At 72.0% G+C, this 16,922-nt stretch carries 16 protein-coding genes and 3 pseudogenes; 6 read left to right on the forward strand and 13 right to left on the reverse strand.

What is annotated here, in order from left to right; genetic code table 11:
* Window positions 1–42 precede the first annotated feature (42 nt).
* From lpdA to AMK21_RS04025, 3 genes are all read right to left on the reverse strand, one after another.
* Entirely contained in the window at window positions 43–1,431 is a 1,389-nt protein-coding gene (gene lpdA, locus AMK21_RS04015) for a dihydrolipoyl dehydrogenase (protein ID WP_073874141.1), read from the reverse strand.
* 353 nt (window positions 1,432–1,784) lie between these two features.
* Window positions 1,785–3,344 (reverse strand): leucyl aminopeptidase, encoded by a 1,560-nt coding sequence (locus tag AMK21_RS04020; RefSeq protein WP_073874143.1) that lies wholly within the window; start codon window positions 3,342–3,344, stop codon window positions 1,785–1,787.
* A gap of 206 nt (window positions 3,345–3,550) precedes the next feature.
* A complete protein-coding gene (locus tag AMK21_RS04025) occupies window positions 3,551–4,333 on the reverse strand; it encodes an adenosylcobinamide-GDP ribazoletransferase (RefSeq protein WP_073874145.1) in 783 nt (260 codons plus the stop codon).
* Between the two features lie 110 nt (window positions 4,334–4,443).
* Between AMK21_RS04025 and AMK21_RS04030 the strand changes: the two genes are divergently transcribed.
* Window positions 4,444–5,208: a hypothetical protein gene (locus tag AMK21_RS04030; RefSeq protein ID WP_073874147.1), complete on the forward strand. Its 765-nt coding sequence runs from the start codon at window positions 4,444–4,446 to the stop codon at window positions 5,206–5,208.
* Here AMK21_RS04030 and AMK21_RS35005 read toward each other — a convergent pair.
* The 4 genes and pseudogenes from AMK21_RS35005 to AMK21_RS04050 form a co-directional block, all read right to left on the reverse strand.
* Window positions 5,148–5,879, reverse strand: coding sequence for a hypothetical protein (locus tag AMK21_RS35005; protein WP_158070698.1), 732 nt, complete (start codon window positions 5,877–5,879; stop codon window positions 5,148–5,150). The genes AMK21_RS04030 and AMK21_RS35005 overlap by 61 nt on opposite strands.
* Window positions 5,876–6,248 (reverse strand): annotated as a pseudogene (locus tag AMK21_RS04040) (phosphatidylglycerol lysyltransferase domain-containing protein); the annotation flags it as partial. The gene AMK21_RS35005 and the pseudogene AMK21_RS04040, both read right to left, overlap by 4 nt.
* Window positions 6,249–6,280: 32 nt before the next feature.
* On the reverse strand, window positions 6,281–7,399 hold the full coding sequence (gene cobT / locus AMK21_RS04045; RefSeq protein ID WP_073874149.1) for a nicotinate-nucleotide--dimethylbenzimidazole phosphoribosyltransferase: 1,119 nt from the start codon (window positions 7,397–7,399) through the stop codon (window positions 6,281–6,283).
* Between the two features lie 154 nt (window positions 7,400–7,553).
* Window positions 7,554–8,756 carry a bifunctional adenosylcobinamide kinase/adenosylcobinamide-phosphate guanylyltransferase gene (locus AMK21_RS04050; protein ID WP_073874151.1) on the reverse strand — a complete coding sequence of 401 codons (1,203 nt, stop codon included), beginning with the start codon at window positions 8,754–8,756 and terminating at the stop codon, window positions 7,554–7,556.
* Between the two features lie 100 nt (window positions 8,757–8,856).
* Between AMK21_RS04050 and AMK21_RS04055 the strand changes: the two genes are divergently transcribed.
* A complete protein-coding gene (locus tag AMK21_RS04055; protein WP_003969611.1) occupies window positions 8,857–9,066 on the forward strand; it encodes a hypothetical protein in 210 nt (69 codons plus the stop codon).
* Window positions 9,067–9,123: 57 nt separating this feature from the next.
* Here AMK21_RS04055 and AMK21_RS04060 read toward each other — a convergent pair.
* The 3 genes and pseudogenes from AMK21_RS04060 to AMK21_RS04070 form a co-directional block, all read right to left on the reverse strand.
* Window positions 9,124–9,339, reverse strand: a pseudogene (locus tag AMK21_RS04060) (PDZ domain-containing protein); the annotation flags it as partial.
* A gap of 55 nt (window positions 9,340–9,394) precedes the next feature.
* Complete coding sequence (locus tag AMK21_RS04065) at window positions 9,395–10,024, reverse strand: class I SAM-dependent methyltransferase (RefSeq protein ID WP_374194609.1); 630 nt, start codon at window positions 10,022–10,024, stop codon at window positions 9,395–9,397.
* 170 nt (window positions 10,025–10,194) lie between these two features.
* Complete coding sequence (locus AMK21_RS04070) at window positions 10,195–10,794, reverse strand: DUF3043 domain-containing protein (RefSeq protein ID WP_018511918.1); 600 nt, start codon at window positions 10,792–10,794, stop codon at window positions 10,195–10,197.
* 299 nt (window positions 10,795–11,093) lie between these two features.
* Between AMK21_RS04070 and AMK21_RS04075 the strand changes: the two genes are divergently transcribed.
* The 4 genes from AMK21_RS04075 (at window position 11,094) to AMK21_RS04090 (ending at window position 14,346) form a co-directional block, all read left to right on the forward strand.
* A complete protein-coding gene (locus tag AMK21_RS04075) occupies window positions 11,094–11,876 on the forward strand; it encodes a PspA/IM30 family protein (protein WP_018511919.1) in 783 nt (260 codons plus the stop codon).
* A gap of 13 nt (window positions 11,877–11,889) precedes the next feature.
* Complete coding sequence (gene pspAA, locus AMK21_RS04080) at window positions 11,890–12,168, forward strand: PspA-associated protein PspAA (protein ID WP_018511920.1); 279 nt, start codon at window positions 11,890–11,892, stop codon at window positions 12,166–12,168.
* A gap of 163 nt (window positions 12,169–12,331) precedes the next feature.
* On the forward strand, window positions 12,332–13,636 hold the full coding sequence (locus AMK21_RS04085) for a sensor histidine kinase (protein WP_073874298.1): 1,305 nt from the start codon (window positions 12,332–12,334) through the stop codon (window positions 13,634–13,636).
* Window positions 13,633–14,346, forward strand: coding sequence for a response regulator (locus tag AMK21_RS04090; protein ID WP_073874153.1), 714 nt, complete (start codon window positions 13,633–13,635; stop codon window positions 14,344–14,346). The genes AMK21_RS04085 and AMK21_RS04090 overlap by 4 nt, the downstream gene beginning before the upstream one ends.
* Here the strand turns inward: AMK21_RS04090 and AMK21_RS37030 are convergent.
* From AMK21_RS37030 to AMK21_RS04105, 3 genes and pseudogenes are all read right to left on the reverse strand, one after another.
* The gene (locus tag AMK21_RS37030; protein ID WP_420712465.1) at window positions 14,303–14,635 is read right to left on the reverse strand and encodes a hypothetical protein; all 333 of its coding nucleotides are present in this window, start codon (window positions 14,633–14,635) and stop codon (window positions 14,303–14,305) included. The genes AMK21_RS04090 and AMK21_RS37030 overlap by 44 nt on opposite strands.
* A 62-nt stretch (window positions 14,636–14,697) precedes the next feature.
* The gene (gene nadA / locus AMK21_RS04100) at window positions 14,698–15,885 is read right to left on the reverse strand and encodes a quinolinate synthase NadA (RefSeq protein ID WP_073874155.1); all 1,188 of its coding nucleotides are present in this window, start codon (window positions 15,883–15,885) and stop codon (window positions 14,698–14,700) included.
* A 610-nt stretch (window positions 15,886–16,495) separates the two neighbouring features.
* Window positions 16,496–16,922, reverse strand: a pseudogene (locus tag AMK21_RS04105) (flavoprotein); the annotation flags it as partial.

Below are 16,922 nucleotides of genomic sequence, written 5' to 3' on the forward strand. Positions count from 1 at the left end.
AAAATGCGGAAGTGGTCGGTCGTCGCGCCCGGGACCGGGGGATCAGTCGTGCGAGTGGAGGGGCTTGCCGGCCAGCGCCAGGTGCGCCTCGCCCATCGCCTCGTTCTGCGTCGGGTGGGCGTGGATGAGCTGGGCGACCTCGGACGGCAGCGCCTCCCAGTTGTAGATCAGCTGGGCTTCGCCGACCTGCTCGCCCATGCGGTCGCCCACCATGTGGACGCCGACCACGGCACCGTCCTTGACCTGGACGAGCTTGATCTCGCCCGCGGTCTTCAGGATCTTGCTCTTGCCGTTGCCCGCGAGGTTGTACTTGAGGGCGACGACCTTGTCCGCGCCGTAGATCTCCTTGGCCTTGGCCTCGGTGATACCCACGGAGGCGACCTCGGGGTGGCAGTACGTCACCTTCGGCACGCCGTCGTAGTCGATCGGCACGGTCTTGAGACCGGCGAGACGCTCCGCCACCAGGATGCCCTCGGCGAAGCCGACGTGGGCGAGCTGGAGCGTGGGCACGAGGTCGCCCACGGCCGAGATCGTCGGAACGTTGGTCTGCATGTACTCGTCGACCAGGACGTAGCCGCGGTCCATCGCGACGCCCTGCTCCTCGTAGCCGAGGCCCTGCGAGACCGGGCCGCGGCCGATCGCGACGAGCAGCAGCTCCGCCTCGAAGGTCTTGCCGTCGGCGAGGGTGACGCGGACGCCGTCCTGCGTGTACTCGGCCTTCTCGAAGAACGTACCGAGGTTGAACTTGATGCCGCGCTTGCGGAACGCGCGCTCAAGAAGCTTCGAGCTGTTCTCGTCCTCGACCGGGACGAGGTGCTTCAGGCCCTCGACGATGGTGATCTCGGTGCCGAAGGACTTCCACGCCGAGGCGAACTCGACGCCGATGACGCCGCCGCCCAGCACGATCGCCGACTTCGGGACGCGGTCCATCTTCAGCGCGTGGTCCGAGGAGATGATCCGGTTGCCGTCGATCTCCAGGCCCGGCAGCGACTTCGGCACGGAGCCGGTCGCCAGCAGCACGTGGCGGCCCTGGACGCGCTGGCCGTTCACGTCCACGGAGGTGGGGGAGGAGAGCTTGCCCTCACCCTCGATGTAGTGGACCTTGCGCGAGGCGATGAGACCCTGGAGACCCTTGTACAGGCCCGAGATCACCTCGTCCTTGTACTTGTTGACGGCCTCCATGTCGATGCCCTCGAAGGTCGCCTTCACGCCGAACTGGGCCGACTCGCGGGCCTGGTCCGCGACCTCGCCCGCGTGCAGCAGCGCCTTCGTGGGGATGCAGCCGTTGTGCAGGCAGGTGCCGCCGACCTTGCCCTTCTCGATCAGGGCGACGTCCAGGCCCAGCTGCGCTCCGCGCAGGGCCGCGGCGTAACCGCCACTGCCACCGCCGAGGATCACTAGGTCGAAAACGGTGCTGGCGTCGTTCGCCACGTCACGTCCTCCATGCATGTGCGCCGTACGCCGGGCCCCGTCGCTGGGGTGTGACCGGCCGGTCGGCTGGTGTTCGGCCGCTTTGTCTTCGGCCCTGTGGTGGGGGCCCTGTCCTGCCGAGAACCCATCTTCGCACTTGTCGACGGTGGGCGGGACGCGGGGCCCTGGTCCGGGACGGATGATCGTCCGTCCCGGAGGGTTACTGCTGCGTAGATACCTACGGATTCCGTCGATGTTCGTCGAGAGCGAAATCCCGTCTCTAGCCTTGCCGCTTTTGAAACGAGTCTTGCCGCTTTCGCTGCGACAACACGTACGGCCCCGGACCTATGCCCGGGGCCGTACACGTCGGGCACTCAGCCCAGGTCGCCGTCGGCGGTGCGCTCGGCGAGGCGCACCAGGGTGCGGACCGCGGAGCCGGTGCCGCCCTTGGGCGTGTAGCCGTAGGGGGCGCCCTCGTGGAAGGCCGGGCCCGCGATGTCAAGGTGCGCCCAGGCGATGCCCTCGCCCACGAACTCCTTGAGGAACAGACCGGCCACCAGGCCACCGCCCATGCGCTCGCCCATGTTGGCGATGTCGGCGGTGGGGGAGTCCATGCCCTTGCGCAGGTCGGCGGGGAGCGGCATCGGCCAGGATGCCTCGCCGACCTCCTCGGCGATCTCGTGGATCGACGTACGGAAGGCGTCGTCGTTGGCCATGATCCCGAAGGTGCGGTTGCCGAGCGCCAGCACCATCGCGCCGGTCAGGGTCGCCACGTCGACGATCGCGTCGGGCTTCTCCTCCGAGGCGCGGGTGAGCGCGTCGCCCAGGACGAGCCGGCCCTCGGCGTCGGTGTTGAGGACCTCGACGGTCTTGCCGCTGTACATGCGCAGCACGTCACCGGGACGGGTGGCGTTGCCGGAGGGCATGTTCTCGGCGAGCGCCAGCCAGCCGGTCACGTTGACCTTCAGGCCGAGGCGGGCGGCCGTGACGACGGCGGCGAACACGGCGGCGGCGCCGCTCATGTCGCACTTCATCGTCTCGTTGTGGCCGGCCGGCTTGAGCGAGATGCCGCCCGAGTCGTAGGTGATGCCCTTGCCGACGAGGGCCAGGGTCTTCGCCGCCTTCGGGTGGGTGTAGGCGAGCTTCACCAGGCGCGGGCCGTTCGCGGAGCCCTGGCCGACGCCGAGGATGCCGCCGAAGCCGCCCTTGACCAGGGCCTTCTCGTCCAGGACCTGGACCTTGATGCCGTGCTCCTTGCCCGCGGCGGTGGCCACGGCGGCGAAGGACTCGGGGTAGAGGTCGTTGGGCGGGGTGTTGATCAGGTCGCGGGCGCGGTTGATCTCCTCGACCAGGGCCGACGCGCGCTCCACGGCCGCCTTGTAGGCCTTGTCGCGCGGCTTGGCGCCGACCAGGACGACCTCGGCGAGCGGGAGCTTCGGGCCGTTGTCATTGGACTTGGCGTCCTTGGGGGCGAGCTTGTTCTCGCCGCCCTGGTAGGCGGTGAAGGCGTAGGCGCCGAGCAGGGCGCCCTCGGCGACGGCCGCGGCGTCCTCGACGGAGCCGGCGGGCAGCGCGAAGCCGGCCTTCTTGAAGCCGGACAGCGCACGGGCGGCGGTACCCGCGGCGCGCCGCAGCGCCTCCGCGTCGTACGCGTCCTCCTTGTCCGGGACCGGACCGAGGCCGACCGCGATGACGACCGGGACCTTGAGGCCGGACGGCGCGGGCAGCTTGGTCAGTTCGCCCTCGGCACCCACGGCCCCCAGGGTCGCGAGAACGGTGGCGAGCTTTCCGTCGAACGCCTTGTCCACGGCCTCGGCGCCCGGTGCGAGGACCAGGTTCCCCGACTTGGATCCAGCGCCCTTCGCGACGCCGACGACGAGTGCGTCGGCGCGCAGCGTCGCCGCACCGGCAGTGCTGAGAGTGAGAGCAGTCACGGTGGTGAAATCTCGCTTCCGTTGAGTTCGAGTTCGGTCGAGGGGTGGGCCGACCGTGCCCGGCGCATCGTAGACGCCTCCGCGATGTGCCGGGATCGAGCCTACGCGCGCCGTTCGCCGGGGGTTACGGCGGCGGGCCGTTCCCGACCGGTAAGGCGGTCGGTTCTGGCCGTACGCGGTCCGGTTCCCGACCGGGCGTGCGGCGCTCAGGGGCCGAGCGCCAGCACCACCAGAGCGGCCGCAGCCGCCGTCTCCGCCACCCCGCCGAACACGTCCCCGGTCACCCCGCCGAACCGCCGCACGCAGCGGCGCAGCAGGAGCTCGGCGGCGGCCAGGGCGCCCAGCACCGCGAGGGCGTGGTGCAGTGCCCCGTACGGGCCGAAGGCCGCGCCCGCCGCCGCGCACAGCGCCACCGTCACCGCCGCCACGACGGCCACCCGCCCCACCGGGACCGTGGCCGCCACCACCGCGCCGAGCCCCTCCGGCCGGGCCGCCGGGACGCCCTGCCGGGACGCCAGGGTGAGCGCGAGCCGGGCGGCGACGGCCGCGACGACGGCCCCGAGCGCGCCGTGCGCCCAGCCCTCCCCGAACAGCTCGAAGAGGACGGCGACCTGGGCCAGCAGGACCAGGAGCAGGGTGATGACACCGAACGGCCCAATGTCCGACTGCTTCATGATCCGCAGCGCGTCCCCGGCCGGTTTCCCGCTGCCGAGGCCGTCCGCCGTGTCGGCGAGGCCGTCCAGATGCAGCCCCCGGGTGAGGGCGGCGGGCACCGCGACGGAGGCGACCGCCGCGAGCAGCGGCCCCGAGCCGGCCAGCAGCGACAGCGTGCCGAGCCCGGCGGCGAGCAGGCCTACGACGAGCCCGGCGAGCGGGGCGCAGAGCATCCCGGCCCTGGCGGTCGTGCGGTCCCAGCGGGTCACGCGGACGGGCAGCACGGTGAGGGTGCCGAAGGCGAAACGCAGGCCGTGGCTGTTCAGGGAGGTCACCGCGGGCAGGTTAGCCGCTCCCGCGCACGGATAGATTGGCGGAAACGTCAGAAAAGCCGCAGAGCGGAGCAGATGGAGCCGCCGGGTTGAGCACATCGGGAGCGGGTGGCATGGGCAACTGGTGGCACACCAACATCGCCGAGCCGGGCAAGCTCCCCCTGCTCCTGGCCCTGGCCGCCTTCGTGCTGACCTTCGCCGTGACCCGCACGATCACGCGGATGATCCGCGCGGGGAAGGGCCCGTTCCGCGACATCACCCCGGGCGGGATCCACATCCACCACGTGGTGCCCGGGGTCGTGCTGACGGTGGTCGGAGGCTTCGGCGCGGTGGCTGTGGGCAGGCACGGGGTGGCCGCCGGCCTGTTCGCGGTGATCTTCGGGATCGGGGCCGGCCTGGTGCTGGACGAGTTCGCGCTGATCCTGCATCTGGACGACGTGTACTGGACCGAGGAGGGCCGCCGGAGCGTCGAGGTGGTCGTGCTGACGGCCTCGCTGGTGGTGCTGGTCCTGGCAGGCTTCTCGCCGCTCGGGGTGGACGACGTCTCCGACGAGGAGCAGCAGAGCAGGTTCGGCGTCATCACCTCGTACGCGGTCAACTTCTGCTTCGTCCTGATCGCGCTGTTCAAGGGCAAGACCCGGATGGCGGTGCTCGGCACCCTCGTCCCGTTCGTCGCGTTGATCGGCGCGCTCCGGCTGGCGCGCCCCACCTCGCCGTGGGCCAAGCGGTTCTACCGCAACCGCCATCGGGCCCGCTCCAAGGCGGTGCTGCGCGCCTACCACCACGATGTGCGGTGGGCGGGGCCGCGCCGGAGGTTTCAGGACCTCATCGGCGGCGCCCCCGACCGGGTGCCCCTGCCACCCGCCCGCAAGCCCTGACCGCCGTCCGCCGGCCGCCGCCCGAGCCACTCCCGTACGGCACAGACCACCAGGACGGCGGCGATGGAGGCCAGATGCTCCCGGCCCGCCAGGTTGTCCTTGACCAGGACCTCCACCACCATCGCGACGACCACCAGCGACCCGGTGAACCAGGCCCGGTAGGCGTGGCAGACGTACACCGCGAGCCCCACCACCGCCGCCGAGGGCCCGGTGTCCACCACCTGCGCGTCCGAGGCCGGCAGCCCCAGGAACGCGTCCGGGCCGAGCGCGATGCCGACCCGGGCGTACAGGGTCCCCGCCAGCGTGGCGACGTACGCGATCGCGAGTGTGCGCCACCGCCCGAGGCACACCTCCGCGATGCCGAACACCAGCAGGATCTGCGCCAGCGCACCCCACACCGGCAGGTCGAGGGCGGGGACGAAGAGGGACAGCGGGGTACGCAGCAGAGCGAGCCACACCGGGTCCTCGGCCCGCACCGCCCCCAGGTTCTGCACGGGGCCGTAGCCCCACGCCTGGTTCTGGACCAGTTGGACGGTCGCGGTCAGCGTCACCGCCGTCAGGGTCAGCGCGAGCGCCCGTACGCCGCGGTCGTGGAGCCCCGCCCGTACGGTGGTGAAGAGCGGGCCCCACTCCCGCCGAGCGGCCCGGCGCAGCGCCGGAAAGCGGCTCATCCAGGGGCGCCGAGACGCGCGCGGTGCAGCCACTTCGGCAGCTCCGGCGCTTCCAGGAACCCTTCGGCGCGGCCTGCCGCGAGGGAGATGCGCGCCAGGAGGTCGGCGCTCTTCTCGAACAACATGAAACGTGGCTCCCAGATCGGTCGGTCGGTACTCGGCGGAGGCCCGGTACAGCGACTCGATCTGCCACCAGCGCGAGAAGAAGCTCAGCAGCGCACGCCACAGCCTCAGCACCGGTCCCGCGCCGAGCCGCGATCCCCTCTCGAAGACGGACCGGAACATGGCGAAGTTGAGCGAGACCTGAGTGATCCCGATCTCGCCGGAGCGCTGGAGGAGCCGGATGACCATGAACTCCATGAGGCCGTTCTACGCCTCCCGGTCACGGCCCCCCCGGCCGCTCAGGTCGCGTCGAGTGCCTTCACGTCAGCATCGGCCCCAGCCTCGTTCTCGTCCTCGGAGGCGGTCTCCTCCTCCGCCACCGGCGTACGCTCCGGCAGCTCCGCGGCGAACGCGGCCGCCGCCTGCACCAGCGGCAGGGCCAGCAGCGCGCCCGTGCCCTCGCCCACCGTGACCCCGTGGTCCAGCAGCGGGGTCAGCGCCATCCGGTCCAGCGCCTTGGACTGCGCGGGCTCCCCGCTGACCTGCCCGGCCAGCCACCAGTCCGGTGCCCGGAACGCCGCCCGCTGCGCCACCAGCGCACAGGCCGCCGAGACGACCCCGTCCAGGATCACCGGCATCCGGCGGACCGCCGACTGGAGCAGGAACCCCGTCATCGCGGCCAGGTCCGCCCCGCCCACCGCGGCCAGCAGCTCCAGCTGGTCACCGAGCACCGGCCGGGCCCGGCGCAGCGCGTCCCGGATCGCGGCGCACTTGCGCATCCAGGCCAGGTCGTCGATGCCCGCACCGCCGCGCCCGGTCACCACCGACGCGTCCGTACCGCACAGCGCCGCGATGAGGGTGGCCGCGGCCGTGGTCCCGCCGACGCTCAGGTCGCCGAGCACCACCAGATCGGTGCCGGAGTCCGCCTCCTCGTCGGCGATGGCCATGCCCAGGCGGACGGCCCGCTCGGCCTCCTCGGCACTCAGCGCGTCCTCGATGTCGATGCGCCCCGATCCCCGCCGCACCCGGTGGCGTACGACGGACTCGGGCAGCAGCTCCGGGTCGCAGTCGACCCCGGCGTCCACGATCCGCACCGGCACCGAGAAACGCCGGGCCAGCACCGCCACCGGGCTCGCCCCGTCGAGGGCAGCCCGCACCAGCTCATGGGTGGTGCCCCCCGCACGCCCCGAGACGCCCAGCTCCGCCACCCCGTGGTCACCGGCGAAGAGCACCACGCGCGGCTGCGCGACGGCCTTGACCGGTACGGACTGCTGCGCGGCGCTGAGCCACTCGCCCAGCTCGTCGAGCCGGCCCAGGGCCCCCGGCGGGACGATCAGCCGCTCCCGCCGTTCCTCGGCGTCGCGCCGTACGCCCCCGTCGGGGCGTTCGATCAGGTCGGAGAAGTCGTCCAGGTTCACGGAGGTCTGCCTCGCGGGTCGTCACGTCGGATTCCGGTCCGGGCACCCGGCGGCGGGCCCCTGCCGGGAACAGTACCGGTCGGCCCGCGGGGGCCGGGGCCCCGCGTACTGACGCTCCCTCACCCCCGCGACACCACCGCCCCGACCGCCCCCCTCACCCCCGCAACACCACCGCCTGCCCCGCCACCACCAGCAGCACCTCCTCGCACTCGGCCGCCACCGCCGCGTTCAGCCGCCCCAGCTCGTCCCGGAACCGCCGCCCCGCCGCAGTCGCCGGGACCACCCCCGCACCCACCTCGTTGGTCACCAGCACCACCTGACGCCGGGTCCCGCGCACCGCCGCCACCAGCTCCGCGACCCGCGCCCGCAACGCCTCCTGCGCGCCGTGCCGCCACCGCACGTCCTCCCAGGCGTCCACCCGGTCCATCGCGTCGGTCAGCCACAGCGACAGGCAGTCCACCAGCAGCGGCGGCCCGTCCTCGCCCAGGAGACGCGCGACCTCACAGGTCTCCTCGGTCCGCCACGCGCCCGGCCTGCGCTCCCGGTGCAGCCCCACCCGGGCCGCCCACTCCGGGTCCCCTTCGCGCCGCCCGCCGGTCGCCACGTACACCACCTCGGGGAACGTCTCCAGCCGCCGCTCCGCCTCCAGCGACTTCCCCGACCGGGCGCCGCCCGTCACCAGCACCCGGCGCGGCACGTCCGGCACCACCGGGTACTCGCCCACCTCCAGCGTCGTCCCGTCCGGCACCGCCCGCGCCCCGGCCGCCGCGAGGAGCCGCTCCAGCGCCGCAGCCGGCGGGGCGTCGTGGTCCAGGTGGACCGCGATCACCTCGGTGGCAGGGCCGACCGCGCCGACCGCCCGCAGCCGCGCCACCGCGTCGGGCCGCCCGATCACATCGCAGACGACCAGGTCGTACGGCCGCTCGGCCCGCCCGTCGAGACCGGCGGGCGCGGCCCCCGGTGGCAGGTACAGCAGCCGTTCGCCGTCCGGGGAGTTCACCTCGTAACCGGTCCCCGGCGCGTCCGTCGGCACCGCCCGCACCCGGTGCCCGCTGATCAGCGTCAGTACCTGGCCGTCCGGCACCCGTCCGGCAGGCGGCAGGGTGGGCGGCAGCTCCACGGCGGGACCGTCGTGCGGATGGGTCAGCAGCACCTGGCGCACCGCGCCCAGCGAATGCCCCGCGCGGGCTGCGGCGAACACCGCTCCCGGGGTCAGGTCCAGCAGCAGCGCGTCGTCGATCAGCAGGGCGGTCGCGGCGCGCGCCCACGGGCCACGGGCCGTCGCACAGGCCGCACAGGGGCAGGAGGGGCGCGGCAGCCCGTCGGGGGCTCCGGTGCCGAGCAGAGTCAGTTCCACACCTTGATCCTCCCGTGTCCCCCCGCGACGTGCGCGCCCGGCTAGGCTTCGGGCAGCAACTGACCCGGGAGTCGGGCGCAACGCGACCCAGGAGGCGGACATGGCGTGGACGTGGCGGTTCGAGAAGTCCGACGGTACGGAGACGGAGCCGGCGCTGCAGCCGGAGGAGTTCACCACCCAGGGCGACGCTGAGTCCTGGATCGGTGAGTTCTGGAAGGAACTCCTGGAGGGCGGTGCCGCCCAGGTGACGCTCTTCGAGGACTCGACCAAGATCTACGGCCCGATGAGCCTCCAGGCCGACGGCGCTTGAGGGCTGCGGGAAGGGGCGGTACGGGAACTCCCGTACCGCCCCTTCCCCCTGCGGGTCTCAGATCTCCCCGAGCGTGACCTCGGCCGTCCTGCTGTCGCCGTCCCGCGTGTACGTCACGGTCACCTTGTCGCCCGGCTTGTCGCCCGCCAGGGCCTCGGAGAGCGAGGTGATGGTGGTGACGGCCGTGTCGCTGATCTTCGTGATGATGTCCCCGGCCCGCAGCCCTGCCTCGTCCGCGGCCCCGCCCCGCTCCACACTCACCAGGGCCACCCCCTTTCGGGTGCCTGTACTGATGGGCCGAACGAGGCCCCCGACCCCGTACCGCCCGCTAGCCGCGCACTCCGCACAGATGCAGCAGCGCCGCGATACCCCGGTACGGGTCGGTCCGCCCGGCCCGGTCCTCCAGGGTCAGCACCCGCTCCAGCTCCCCGGCGGGCAGCTCGGTCCCGTCGGCCACGTTGTCGGTGAAGACCCGGATCCCGTACCAGGCGTGCAGGGGGGCGGCGATCCCGGCCAGGGTGGCCCGCAGCGCGTCGAGCCGGTCGGCACGCACGGTGAGGCCGAGGTCATTCGTGTACGTGGCCGAGTCGAAGGCCTCCAGGGCCGCACCGAAGTCGCCGGTGAGGCCTGGGCGCATCGCGAGGGCGTCCGCGTTCCGTACGAGCAGCGAGAGCAGGCCCCCCGGCGCCAGCATCCGGGCCAGCCCGGCCAGCATCGGGTCGGGCTCCTCGACGTACATCAGGACGCCGTGGCAGAGCACCACGTCGAAGCTGCCGGGCAGGAAGTGCACACCGGTCTCCCGGCCGTCCCCCTCGATCAGCTTGGCCCGCTCCCGGATGCCCTCGGGCTCGGTCGCCAGGGCCTCGCGGGCCGCCCGCAGCAGCTCGGCGTCCGACTCCAGACCGGTCACCGAGTGACCGGCCCGCGCGAGACGCAGCGCCTGGACGCCCCGGCCCATGCCGACGTCCAGGATGCGCAGTCGCTGACCGACCGGGAACCGCCCGGCTATCTGCTCGTCCAGCTGCCTGGCGACGAGCTCCTGGCGGACGGTGTCACGTACGCCCACGGGAGCGGCCACACCGTCCGGGCCGGCCGGACAGACACCGGTGGAGCCGGAGGTCTCCGTGCTCAGGGCCGCTCTCCGCGCTTGACCTGCGGCTTCGGGAGCCGCAGACGACGCATCTGGAGCGTGCGCATCAGACCGTAGGCGACGGCTCCGCGCTTGGGGGTGTCCGGGAAACGCTCCCGCAGCTGCTTCTTCAGGCGGATCGACAGACCGATCGAGTCGATCACGATCAGGATGATCACACCCATCCAGAGCAGCAGCGAGATGCTCTGGATGTTCTGCACCTGGATCACGCTGAGGATCAGGATGACCACGGCGAGCGGCAGGAACCACTCGGCGATGCAGAAGCGCGAGTCCACGAAGTCGCGGACGAAGCGCCGCACCGGGCCCTTGTCGCGGACGGGGAGGTAGCGCTCGTCGCCCGACGCGAGCGCCTCACGCTGCCGGGCCAGATCGGCCCGGCGCGCTTCGCGCTGGCGCTTCACTGCCGCCTTGCGGTCGGTCGGCGCGCTGGACGCGGCACGGCGGCGCTGCGTCTGGGCCTCGCTGCGCTTGGGGGTGGGGCGGCCCTTGGGGGCCTGCGGGTCGCGGGGCTGCTGGGAGAGGTCCGCCGTCACCTTGTCGGTGGGGGCCTTCTCTGTCTTCGCACGGCTACGGAACACAAAACCCAAGGGTACGGGGTCGGGATACGGGCTCGTCGACGCGGGCGGGAACGATCCGGCAACGGACGGCGTCCTGGTAAGCACCCCGACAGGGGCAGAAAGGGCGTTTGCCGCCGGTTTCCCTGACCGTCACCTACACCCTGGGCGGGAGCATCGGCCGGGCTCAGTCGTCCTTGGGGAGGAGCACATCGGGACTCGAACAGTGCGGTAATGGAGACAGGGCCCGTACTGTGGGTTCTATCGGGAGTGCTGGAGCTCAGTCCGTCAGAAGGGGGCGCGCGAAGCCCATGAGCGGTGTCATGAAGCGTATGGGGATGCTTTTCCGCGCGAAGGCAAACAAGGCCCTTGACCGGGCCGAGGATCCGCGCGAGACCCTGGATTACTCGTACCAGAAGCAGCTGGAGCTGCTTCAGAAGGTGCGCCGCGGCGTCGCCGACGTCGCGACGTCCCGCAAGCGGCTGGAGTTGCAGCTGAACCAGCTGCAGGGCCAGTCGTCCAAGCTGGAGGACCAGGGCCGCAAGGCGCTGGCGCTCGGCCGTGAGGACCTGGCGCGCGAGGCGTTGTCCCGGCGCGCCGCCCTCCAACAGCAGGTCACCGACCTGGAGACGCAGCACACGACGCTGCAGGGCGAGGAGGAGAAGCTCACCCTGGCGGCCCAGCGGCTGCAGGCCAAGGTCGATGCCTTCCGCACCAAGAAGGAGACCATCAAGGCGACCTACACGGCGGCCCAGGCGCAGACCCGGATCGGCGAGGCCTTCTCCGGCATCTCCGAGGAGATGGGCGATGTCGGCCTGGCGATCCAGCGGGCCGAGGACAAGACGCAGCAGCTCCAGGCGCGGGCCGGCGCCATCGACGAGCTGCTCGCCTCCGGCGCCCTGGACGACCCGACCGGCACGGCGAAGGACGACATCGCCGCGGAGCTGGACCGGATCTCCGGCGGCTCGGACGTGGAGCTGGAGCTGCAGCGCATGAAGGCCGAGCTGGCCGGCGGCTCCTCGTCCTCGCAGCAGGCGATCGAGGGCGGTGCCCAGGACGGCACGCAGCAGTCGCAGCAGTCCCCGCACAAGTTCGACAAGCAGTAGTGAGGGCGGCGTCATGATCGTACGGATCATGGGGGAAGGCCAGGTCAAGCTGGCCGACAGTCACTTCGTCGAACTCAACGAGCTCGACGACGTCCTGCTCAAGGAGATGGACAGCGGGGACGGCCCCGGCTTCCGCACCACGCTCCACGCGCTCCTCGACAAGGTGCGCGAGCTCGGAACTCCGCTCCCCGACGACTCCCTTGAGCCGTCGGAGCTGATCCTGCCGGCGCCTGACGCGACCCTCGAAGAGGTGCGCGCCATGCTCAGCGACGACGGGCTCATCCCGAACTAGACGTACCTGCTCCACCAGCACTCACGCATCTGTGCCCCCGCATCCGGCCTGTCCGGTGCGGGGCACAGTGCTGTACGCGCCCGCCCTCCCCGTGCGGTTCCGTGGTCGTATCGGCACACCGCGGAGACGGACCCGTACGCGACACGCCGTACCGTTGCTGGACGTGACCACCCTCCCCTCCGGGTTCGCGCGCGCCCGCCGCTGGCTTCGGGACCACCCCCTCGCGTTCGACGCGACCCTGGCGTTCTGCGTCCTGATCGCGATGATCTGCGGTTCGTTCGCGGACCCGGGCAAGGGCCAGGGGCCGACGTTCGGGACCCGCACCCCCGAGGCGTTCAGCGTGCTGCTGATGGTGCTGGCCGCCTCGGCTCTCGTTCTGCGCCGGCGGCACCCCATGGCGGTCCTCGCGGTGACCGGCGTCCTCACGGCCACCGAGTACGTCTTCATGGACCCGCCGGCCCCGGTCGTGATGAGCACCGTCATCGCGCTCTACACCGTCGCCTCCCGCACCGACCGCCCCACCACCTGGCGGGTCGGCCTGCTGACCATGGGGATCCTGACGGTCGCCGCGATGGTCTTCGGCTCCACGCCCTGGTACAGCCAGGAGAACCTCGGCGTCTTCGCCTGGACCGGGATGGCGTCGGCCGCCGGGGACGCCGTACGCAGCAGGCGCGCCTTCGTCGACGCGATCCGGGAGCGCGCGGAGCGGGCCGAGCGCACCCGCGAGGAGGAGGCCCGCCGCCGCGTCGCGGAGGAGCGGCTGCGGATCGCTCGCGACCTCCACGACGTCGTCGCCCACCACATCGCCCTGGTCAACGTGCAGGCCGGAGTCGCCGCCCACGTCATGGACAAGCGCCCGGACCAGGCCAAGGAAGCGCTCGCCCACGTACGGGACGCCAGCCGCTCCGCGCTCAACGAACTCCGGGTCACCGTCGGCCTGCTCCGCCAGTCCGGCGACCCCGAGGCCCCCACCGAACCGGCCCCCGGCCTCGCGGTCCTGGACGAGCTGGTGGACACCTTCCGCAACGCCGGGCTGCCCGTCGAGGTGGCCGGCGCCGACCGGGGCCCCAAGCTGCCCGCCGCCGTCGACCTGGCGGCGTACCGGGTCATCCAGGAGGCCCTGACCAACGTACGCAAGCACGCGGGCGCCGGGGCGAGGGCCGAGGTGAGCGTCGTACGGGTCGGAACCACCGCCGAGATCACGGTGCTGGACAACGGCCGGGGGAGCGCGGCCCGGCCCCCGGGCACGGAGAGCGGCGGCAGCGACCCGGCAGGCGGCACCGGCACCCCGGCCGGCGGCCACGGTCTCCTCGGCATGCGCGAACGCGTCTCCGCCCTCGGCGGCGCCCTCACGGCGGGACCTCGCTACGGAGGCGGATTCCGGGTCCATGCGATCCTGCCCATCGAGGCCCGCACGGGTGAACCGGAACCGCCCGGCCCGGCGGCCGCGACGGGGGAGCGCCGATGACACAGTCCGCAGAGACACCGCAGCCACCCATCAAGGTGCTGCTCGCCGACGACCAGGCGCTCCTGCGCAGCGCGTTCCGGGTGTTGGTGGACTCCGAACCCGACATGGAGGTCGTCGGCGAGGCGGCCGACGGGGCCCAGGCCGTGGAGCTGGCGCGGGCGACCGGCGCCGGCGTGGTGCTGATGGACATCCGGATGCCGGGCACGGACGGGCTCGCCGCCACCCGCATGATCAGTGCCGACCCGGCGCTCGCCGCGGTGCGGGTGGTCATGCTCACCACGTTCGAGGTCGACGAGTACGTGGTCCAGGCCCTGCGCGCCGGAGCCTCGGGCTTCCTCGGCAAGGGCGCGGAGCCCGACGAGCTGCTCAACGCGATCCGGATCGCGGCGGCGGGCGAGGCGCTGCTGTCCCCGGCGGCGACCAAGGGGCTCATCGCCACCTTCCTGGCCCAGGGCGGGAGTTCGGGGGAGGGGCCGGACAGCGCGGAGTACGCGGAGCGGCTGGCCGCGCTCACCGTGCGCGAGCGGGAGGTGCTCGTCCTGGTGGCGGGCGGCCACTCCAACGACCGGATCGCCGAGCGGCTCCAGGTCAGCCCGCTCACCGTCAAGACCCATGTGAACCGGGCGATGGCGAAGGTGGCGGCCCGGGACCGGGCCCAGTTGGTGGTCATCGCGTACGAGTCGGGCCTGGTACGCCCTCGGGTGGAGTGAGGCGGAGCCGGAGGGCGCGGAGGGTGGAGAGACGGCGTACTCCACCTGCGCTATGCGCGGCGTGAGAAAGCAGCCCGGGGACCGATGAGGCCAGGTCGTCCGGGGCGAAGCCCTCGCTCTCGCCCGAGAGGACCAGGGCCACCCGGGCGTGGGTGAGCGAGGAGAGCCGGTCGCGGAAGACCTGGCCCTCGATGCCGCCGTGCATCAGCGCGGTGCCGTCCCCGGCCTCCGACGACCGTTCCACATAAGCCTGGAGGTCCTCGCGGTCCTCCACGAGCCCGGCCCGCACGCGAAAGCCCCGGCATGCTGACCTGCGGCATACCGGGGCCCCGGCGGTGGGCGCGGCAGCCGTTACGGCAGCGCCAGCATCCGCTCCAGCGCGAGCTTCGCGTACTTCTCCGTCTCCGGGTCGACCTCGATCCGGTTGACCAGCTTGCCCTCGGCCAGCGACTCCAGCGTCCAGACCAGGTGCGGCAGGTCGATCCGGTTCATCGTCGAGCAGAAGCAGACCGTCTTGTCGAGGAAGGCGATCTCCTTGCCCTCCGAGGCGAAACGGTTCGCCAGGCGGCGGACCAGGTTCAGCTCCGTGCCGATGGCCCACTTCGAGCCGGCCGGGGCCGCCTCCAGGGCCTTGATGATGTACTCCGTCGAGCCGACGTAGTCCGCCGCCGCCACGACCTCGTGCTTGCACTCCGGGTGCACCAGCACGTTGACCCCGGGCATCCGCGCGCGGACGTCCTCGACCGACTCGACCGAGAAGCGGCCGTGGACCGAGCAGTGGCCGCGCCACAGGATCATCTTCGCGTTCCGCAGCTGCTCGGCGGTGAGGCCGCCGTTCGGCTTGTGCGGGTTGTACAGGACGCAGTCGTCCAGGCTCATCCCCATGTCCCGCACCGCCGTGTTGCGGCCCAGGTGCTGGTCGGGGAGGAACAGGATCTTCTCGCCCTGCTCGAAGGCCCACTCCAGGGCCCGCTTCGCGTTGGACGAGGTACAGATCGTGCCGCCGTGCTTGCCGGTGAAGGCCTTGATGTCGGCGGAGGAGTTCATGTACGAGACGGGCACCACCTGGTCGGCGACCCCGGCCTCCGTCAGCACGTCCCAGCACTCGGCGACCTGCTCGGCGGTTGCCATGTCGGCCATGGAGCAGCCCGCCGCCAGGTCCGGCAGCACGACCGCCTGGGCGTCGGTGGTCAGGATGTCCGCGGACTCGGCCATGAAGTGCACACCGCAGAAGACGATGTACTCCGCCTCCGGGCGCGCGGCAGCGTCACGGGCGAGCTTGAACGAGTCGCCGGTGACGTCCGCGAACTGGATGACCTCGTCGCGCTGGTAGTGGTGGCCGAGGACGAAGACCCTGTCCCCGAGCTTCTCCTTGGCCGCACGGGCGCGCGCGACCAGGTCCGGGTCGGAGGGGGAGGGCAGGTCGCCGGGGCACTCGACCCCTCGCTCGCTCCTCGGGTCGGCCTCGCGGCCGAGCAGCAGCAGCGCGAGGGGTGTCGGCTGTACGTCCAGGGGCTGGGCCGTGGTCACGTCACGCACCCTTTCTTCTCTGCGTTCTGCTCTGCGCTTCGGCGAACGCGCCTTTTCGTCTATTTGACACTATCTATCATAGCTCCTTCGTGTCACTTTGACGATGTCGATAGCGTCGATGTGACGCATCCCCTGGGCGGCCGTCCAGGATCCGCGAACGCGTGAGCAGTTCCGCGTGACCATGAGGTCAAACCGGCTGAGCGCGCCCAGGATCCGAGGCTGGATGCGGTCCGGGGCGAAGGCCTCCACCAGCCAGACAAGCCGTTCGAGGGCGATGACCGTCAGTACGGCCCGACCCGACTGTCCGGCTGCCGATCGCCGTCGATCCCGGCGACATCACCAAGGTGTACTTCCAGGATCCGAAGAGCCGAAGTCGAGCTGAACCTATGGACAGGGTTGGCTGCTTGTCCGTTGTCCGCAGGCGCTTGGTGCCGTGCCGCGATCGCTGTGGAATGGCTCTACAACTGATGAGGCCGGCGCGATCAGGTGCAGCGGCTCGACCGCCACGGTTCCCGCACGGTGATGACCACGGCACGCACAGGGCGGGGAGCACGGCGCGGGGCCTTGACCGGACTCTGGTTCCGGTCACGGCCCCGCGCTCGGGGGTGGTGAGGGCCGGTCACGAGCCGCAGCAGCCGTCGGCCGTGGCGGCGACCGGTGCGCCGCCGAGCTGGACCAGGGTGGGTTCCGGCGTCGCGCAGCCGCCGTCGGCTTGGGGTGTGGCCGGGTCGTCGAAGAGTCCGGCTCCGCCGCAGACTCCGGTTTCGGGGAGGGTGAGTTCGGTGCGGTCGGCTGCTTCGAGGTCGCCGGCGAGGGCGGCGGCGACGGAGCGGACCTGTTCGTAGCCGGTCATGGCGAGGAAGGTCGGTGCGCGGCCGTAGGACTTCATGCCGACCAGGTAGATCCCGGCTTCCGGGTGGGAGAGCTCGTGGTGGCCGTGGGGGTAGACGGTGCCGCAGGAGTGCTGGTTGGGGTCGATCAGCGGGGCCAGTTCGGTCGGGGCCTGGAGGCGTTCGTCGAGGCCGAGGCGGAGTTCGTCGAGGAAG

Source organism: Streptomyces sp. CB00316 (assembly GCF_001905595.1).
Classification (GTDB): domain Bacteria; phylum Actinomycetota; class Actinomycetes; order Streptomycetales; family Streptomycetaceae; genus Streptomyces.

Excerpts from the sequence above, each read along its gene's own strand:
- AMK21_RS04030 (WP_073874147.1), top strand. The coding sequence starts at position 4,444 with ATGGGCAACTGGTGGCACACCAACATCGCCGAGCCGGGCAAGCTCCCC.
- AMK21_RS04075 (WP_018511919.1), top strand. The coding sequence starts at position 11,094 with ATGAAGCGTATGGGGATGCTTTTCCGCGCGAAGGCAAACAAGGCCCTT.
- AMK21_RS04055 (WP_003969611.1), top strand. The coding sequence starts at position 8,857 with ATGGCGTGGACGTGGCGGTTCGAGAAGTCCGACGGTACGGAGACGGAG.
- AMK21_RS35005 (WP_158070698.1), bottom strand. The coding sequence starts at position 5,879 with ATGAGCCGCTTTCCGGCGCTGCGCCGGGCCGCTCGGCGGGAGTGGGGC.
- AMK21_RS04090 (WP_073874153.1), top strand. The coding sequence starts at position 13,633 with ATGACACAGTCCGCAGAGACACCGCAGCCACCCATCAAGGTGCTGCTC.
- AMK21_RS04065 (WP_374194609.1), bottom strand. The coding sequence starts at position 10,024 with ATGGGCCGGGGCGTCCAGGCGCTGCGTCTCGCGCGGGCCGGTCACTCG.
- pspAA (WP_018511920.1), top strand. The coding sequence starts at position 11,890 with ATGATCGTACGGATCATGGGGGAAGGCCAGGTCAAGCTGGCCGACAGT.